The 5,804-nt window shown below is 62.2% G+C and carries 4 protein-coding genes and 1 pseudogene; 3 read left to right on the top strand and 2 right to left on the bottom strand.

Annotated features, from left to right (window positions below; all coding sequences use genetic code 11):
- From QVP03_RS01160 to QVP03_RS01150, 3 genes and pseudogenes are all read left to right on the top strand, one after another.
- A pseudogene (locus tag QVP03_RS01160) lies at window positions 1-402 on the top strand (NADH-quinone oxidoreductase subunit L); the annotation flags it as partial.
- A gap of 12 nt (window positions 403-414) precedes the next feature.
- Entirely contained in the window at window positions 415-1,899 is a 1,485-nt protein-coding gene (locus QVP03_RS01155) for a complex I subunit 4 family protein (RefSeq protein WP_022331851.1), read from the top strand.
- Between the two features lie 6 nt (window positions 1,900-1,905).
- Window positions 1,906-3,333, top strand: coding sequence for an NADH-quinone oxidoreductase subunit N (locus QVP03_RS01150; RefSeq protein ID WP_022331850.1), 1,428 nt, complete (start codon window positions 1,906-1,908; stop codon window positions 3,331-3,333).
- Between the two features lie 150 nt (window positions 3,334-3,483).
- Here the strand turns inward: QVP03_RS01150 and QVP03_RS01145 are convergent, their stop codons facing one another.
- Window positions 3,484-3,972 carry a methylated-DNA--[protein]-cysteine S-methyltransferase gene (locus QVP03_RS01145; RefSeq protein ID WP_018694693.1) on the bottom strand — a complete coding sequence of 163 codons (489 nt, stop codon included), beginning with the start codon at window positions 3,970-3,972 and terminating at the stop codon, window positions 3,484-3,486.
- A gap of 11 nt (window positions 3,973-3,983) precedes the next feature.
- A partial coding sequence (locus tag QVP03_RS01140) for a S9 family peptidase (protein ID WP_288210584.1) occupies window positions 3,984-5,804 on the bottom strand: 1,821 nt, incomplete at its 5' end.

Raw genomic sequence — 5,804 nt, 5'->3', positions numbered from 1 at the left:
CCCTACACGATCCATATCGACCGCAGTGTGGCGGGCGTGAGCCTCTGCGTGGCTGCCGCGGCCATCGCGTTGGCGACGTGGATGTACCTGCGCGAGCGCCAGACGGTGGCCGATGCCCTGGCAACGCGCTTCAGGGGACTGCATAAGGCGGCCTACCACCGTTTCTACATCGACGAGGTTTACCAGTTCGTTACCCACCGGGTGATCTTCGCCTGCATCTCGGCCCCGGTCGCATGGTTCGACCGCCATGTGGTGGACGGCCTGATGAACATGCTGGCGCGGGCGACCAACGGCGCGGCATACGTGATCCGCGACATGCAGAGCGGCAGCGTGCAGCGTTACTGCATCTGGTTCCTCGGCGGTGCGCTGGGACTTACGATCTTCTTGCTTTTAATCTGCTAAACTGTAGCTGTTATGAATATGTTATCACTGTTTCCCGCCATCCCGGTGCTGATGATGCTGGGGCTCTGGCTCTCGAAGTCCGCGCGGCAGGTGCGTGCCGTGATGGTGGCGGGTTCCTCGCTGCTGCTGGCGCTGGCGGTGGTGCTGGTGTTCCGCTACCTCGGCCTGCGCGAGGCGGGCGAGCAGGCCGCCATGCTCTTTACCGAAAGCCATGTGTGGTATGCGCCGCTCAATATCCACTATGCCGTGGGGGTAGACGGCATTTCGGTTGCCATGCTGCTGCTGTCGGCCATCATCGTGTTTACGGGGACGTTCGCCTCGTGGCGGATGAAGGAGCAGGTCAAGGAGTATTTCCTCTGGTTCTGCCTGCTGAGCGTGGGCGTCTTCGGGTTCTTCGTTTCGGTCGACCTCTTCACGATGTTCATGTTCTACGAGGTGGCGCTGATTCCGATGTATCTCTTGATCGGCGTGTGGGGCAGCGGCCGCAAGGAGTATGCCGCCATGAAACTGACACTGATGCTCATGGGCGGTTCGGCGCTGCTGCTGATCGGCATTCTGGGCATCTACTTCGGTGCCGGAGCCACGACGATGAATATCCTGGAGATCGCGCAGCTGCATAACATTCCCCTGGCGCAGCAATATATCTGGTTCCCGCTGGTCTTCGTCGGATTCGGCGTGCTGGGCGCGCTGTTCCCCTTCCATACGTGGAGCCCCGATGGCCATGCTTCGGCCCCGACGGCCGTGTCGATGCTCCATGCCGGCGTGCTGATGAAGCTGGGCGGCTACGGCTGTTTCCGCGTGGCGATGTACCTCATGCCCGAAGCGGCGCACGAGCTGAGCTGGATATTCATCGTTCTGACGACGATCTCGGTCGTGTACGGCGCTTTTGCGGCGTGCGTGCAGACCGACCTCAAATACATCAACGCCTACTCGTCAGTGTCGCACTGCGGACTGGTGCTGTTCGCCATCCTGATGATGAACACCACGGCGGGTACGGGCGCTGTCCTGCAGATGCTGAGCCACGGCCTGATGACGGCGCTCTTCTTCGCGCTGATCGGCATGATCTACGGCCGCACGCATACGCGCGACGTGCGCGAACTGAGCGGGCTGATGAAGGTGATGCCCTTCCTGGCGGTGGGCTACGTCATCGCGGGCCTGGCGAACCTGGGCCTGCCCGGCCTGAGCGGGTTCGTCGCCGAGATGACGATCTTCAACGGCGCGTTCATGGACAACGACACGTTCCACCGTGTGGTGACGATCATCGCCTGCACGTCGATCGTCATCACGGCGGTCTACATCCTGCGGGTGGTCGGGAAGATACTCTACGGCACCTGTACCAACGAAGCGCATCTCAGGCTCTCCGACGCCACGTGGGACGAACGCCTGTCGGTCGTCTGCCTCGTCGTCGCCATCGCCGGCATGGGGCTCGCGCCGCTGTGGGTGAGCGACATGATCCGGGGCAGCGTTTCGGAGATCATTACACACTTAATGAATTAAGCGACTATGGATTACAGCAATATATTCTCGTACATGCAGGCCGAAGTGACGCTCATCGCGGTGATCGTCCTGCTGTTCCTCTATGACCTGATCGCCGGGGAGCGCGGAAGGCGCTGGTTTTCGGCGGTGGCCTGCGGGCTGCTCGCGGTGCAGGTGCTGGCCAATGTCGTTCCGGGGACGGCGGGCGAGGTATTCGGCGGCATGTTCTGCTATGTGCCGATGCACACCGTCGTCAAGAGCGTGCTGGCCATCGGGGCGCTCATCGTCTGCCTGCAGGCCGGTACGTGGCTGCGGCGCGACGACACGGCCCACAAACAGGGCGAATTCTACATCCTGCTGCTTTCGACGCTGCTGGGCATGTATTTCATGGTCGGGGCGGGCAATTTCCTGCTCTTCTTCCTGGGCATGGAACTGGCTTCGGTGCCGATGGCCTGCCTGGTGGCGTTCGACAAGTACAAGCACCATTCGGCCGAAGCGGGTGCGAAATACATCCTCTGCGCCTTGTTCGCGAGCGGTCTGATGCTCTACGGCATCTCGTTCTTCTACGGGACTACGGGGACGCTCTACTTCGGCGATATGGCGGCGCGCATTACGGGGTCGCCGTTGCAGGTCATGGCGATGGTCTTCTTCTTCGCCGGGCTGGGGTTCAAGATTTCGCTCGTGCCGTTCCATCTCTGGACGGCCGATACCTACCAGGGGGCGCCGACGGCCGTGACTTCCTACCTCTCGGTCGTGTCGAAGGCCTCGGCGGCGTTCGTGCTGATGACCGTGCTGATGAAGGTCTTCGGCCCGATGGTCGGGCAGTGGCAGACATTGCTCTATGCCGTGACGGTGCTTTCGATCACGGTTGCCAACCTCTTCGCCATCCGGCAGACCGACCTGAAGCGTTTCATGGCCTTCTCGTCCATCTCGCAGGCCGGCTATATCATGCTGGCCGTGATCGGCGGCAGCGCCATCGGAATGACTTCGCTCGTGTTCTACGTGCTGGTATACATGGCGGCCAACCTCGCCGTCTTCGGCATCATTTCGACCGTCGAACAGTATAGCGGCGGCAAGGTCGCGCTGGCGGATTACAACGGATTCTACCGCACCAATCCCAAGCTGGCGCTGATGATGACCCTGGCGCTCTTCTCGCTGGCGGGCATCCCGCCTTTTGCCGGGTTCTTTTCGAAGTTCTTCGTCTTCGCCGCGGCATTCAAGGGCGGTTTCCACCTGTTGGTGTTCATCGCGCTGGTCAATACGGTGGTTTCGCTCTATTACTACCTGCTGGTCGTGAAGGCGATGTACATTACGCCCAACGAAGAGCCGATCGCACCGCTGCGCAGCGACCGCTATACGCGCCTCAGCCTTGCGCTCTGCATGGCGGGGATTTTGCTGCTGGGTGTCTTCAGCGTGGTTTACGACAGTATCAACGTATTCTCGTTCGGGCTTTAGACGGACGGACGACGGGTAAGGGGGGCACTTGCTTTAGCAAGTGCCCCCCCCCTCCTTTATTCGTGCGGTATTCCGCGGTGCTTTTGGGAATGTGCGTTCCGAAATCGGGAAGTTGGCCGGCCATCTTCCCGTTTGCAGGGCGGCGGTTTTTCAGCCCTTGTTTTCCCGTTCGAGGCCGAGCAGGTAGGCCTTGGCCTCCAGCCCGCCCGCATAGCCGACCAAAGTGCCGCCGCTGCCGACTACGCGGTGGCAGGGAACGACGATGGCGATCGGGTTGCGGTGGTTGGCCATGCCCACGGCGCGGCAGGCCGTCGGACGGCCGATCTGTGCGGCGATCTGCTTGTAGCTGCGGCTCTCGCCGTAGGGGATCGTCCGCAGGGCATCCCATACGGCCCGCTGGAACGGGGTGCCTTCGGGCGCCAGCGGGAGGGTGAAGGCACGGCGTCTGCCCGCGAAATATTCGGTCAGCTCCGCCGCAGCCTGCCGGAGCAGGGGTGTGAATGCCTCGGGCGTGCCTTCGGGTGTTTGTTCTTCCGCCGGGCCGCATGCGTGCGCAAAGAAAATGCGTGCCACGGCGTCGTCCGAAGCTGCGATGCCGACTCTGCCGACGGGTGTCCCGATATAAACGATCCGTTCCATGACAGGGCGGTTCAGAGGTGTTCGAGCGTGTATTCGATCATTTTCTGCCGGACATTGGCCGTGTCGTCGGGCTGCATCGAATGGTTCTGGTCGGGATAGACCATCATGTCGTACTGCTTGCCGCAGCGGTTCAGGGCACGTGCCATCTCCACGCTGTTCTGGAAGTGGACATTGTCGTCGGCCGTGCCGTGGATGATGAGCAGGCGGGTCTTGGTGTCGTCGAGCATCCGGGCGAAGTTGATCGGGGAGTTGTCGTCGTAGCCTGCGGCGTTGTACTGCGGCAGGTTGTTGTAGATTTCGGTGTAGATCGAGTCGTAGTAGCGCCACGAAGTGACGGGGGCCACGGCGATCGCCATGCGGAATAGCCCGTGGCCTTTCATCGCGCAGCCCAGTGCCATGAACCCGCCGTACGACCAGCCGTAGATGCCGATGCGTGCAGGGTCGACGTAGGGCTGTGAAGCCATGTAGCGGGCGAACGAGAGCTGGTCTTCGACCTCCTGCGCCCCGAGGCGCCCGTAGGTCGATTTCTTGAACTTCTCACCCCGGAACCCTGTGCCCCGGCCGTCGGCGCAGACCACGATGTAGCCTTTGTCCGTGAGCGCATCCTCCCAGTCGAGCGACCAGCGGTCGCTTACCGACTGCGAGCCGGGCCCCGAATACTGGGTCAGCAGCACGGGGTAACGCTGCGATGCATCGAAGCCGCGGGGCTTGACGATGTAGGCGTTGAGCGTGTCGCCGCGCTCGGTCGTGAAGGTGAAGAACTCCCGGACGGGGCGCTGTACGGCCGCCAGCTCTTCGCGGAGTTTGCGGCTGTCGGCCAGCGTGCGGATGGGGTTGCCTTCGTTGTCGCAGACTTCGACCCGGTTGGGGGTCGTGGCGTTGGAGAAGGTCGAGATGTAGTATTTCATCCCGGCACTCGGGGCGATGGCGTAGTAGCCCTCGCCGGTCGTCAGACGGCGCTTGTCCTTGCCGTCGAGCCGTACGCTGTACAGGTTGCGGCGCAGCGGAGAGGTTTCGGTCGAGAGGTACCAGACCCGTTTGCCGTCGGTGCCGACCACGTCGGTCACCTCCCAGTCGCCTTTGGTTACCTGGGCGAGCAACCCCTTGCGGATGCTGTAAAGGTAGAGGTGCATGTAGCCCGTGTGTCCCTCCTGCCGCACGAGGAAGCGGTCGCCGTCGATGAAGGTGACGGTCTTGTCATTCACGCGCTCGACGTATTGCTGCGAGCGTTCGTCGTAGATCGTGCGCTGGGCACCGTTGGGCTCGCAGAGGATTACCTCGAAGGTGTTCTGCCTGCGGTTGAGGCGGAAGTAGTAGAGCCGGCCGTCGGGTGTCCAGCCGATGCGGGGAATGTACTGGTCGGCCTCGCCGCCCGTGTCGATGCGCTCCCGGGCCCCTGTCGCAAGGTCGCAGACCCACACTTCGACCGTGGAGTTGCGCTCCCCGGCCTTGGGGTATTTGAACGAATAGGCCTGGTTGTAGAGTTTGCCGTCGAAGCGCATCATCTCCATCAGGGGCACTTCCGATTCGTCGAAGCGCAGGTAGGCGATGCGGCGGCTGTCGGGCGAGAAGGCATAGGCCTTCGTAAAGCCGAACTCCTCCTCGTAGACCCAGTCCGTGGTGCCGTTGATGACCGAGTTCCACGCTCCGTCGTCGGTGATGCGGCGCGTGCGCTTGCCCGCGGTATCGTAGACATAGAGGTCGTTGCGGTCGGAATAGGCGATCAGCTTGCCGTCGGGCGAGAACGAGGCGTCGCGCGGGGCTTCGGCCTCGCGGAGTATGGGCATCAGACTGTTGCCCGAGGCCAGGAAATAATCGGTCGTGTAGGAATG

The sequence above is a fragment of the Alistipes sp. CAG:29 genome (genome assembly GCF_000435435.1).
Taxonomy (GTDB): domain Bacteria; phylum Bacteroidota; class Bacteroidia; order Bacteroidales; family Rikenellaceae; genus Alistipes; species Alistipes onderdonkii.
Note: the sequence above shows the minus strand (reverse complement) of the source record. Positions and strands in the feature narration are given on the sequence as shown.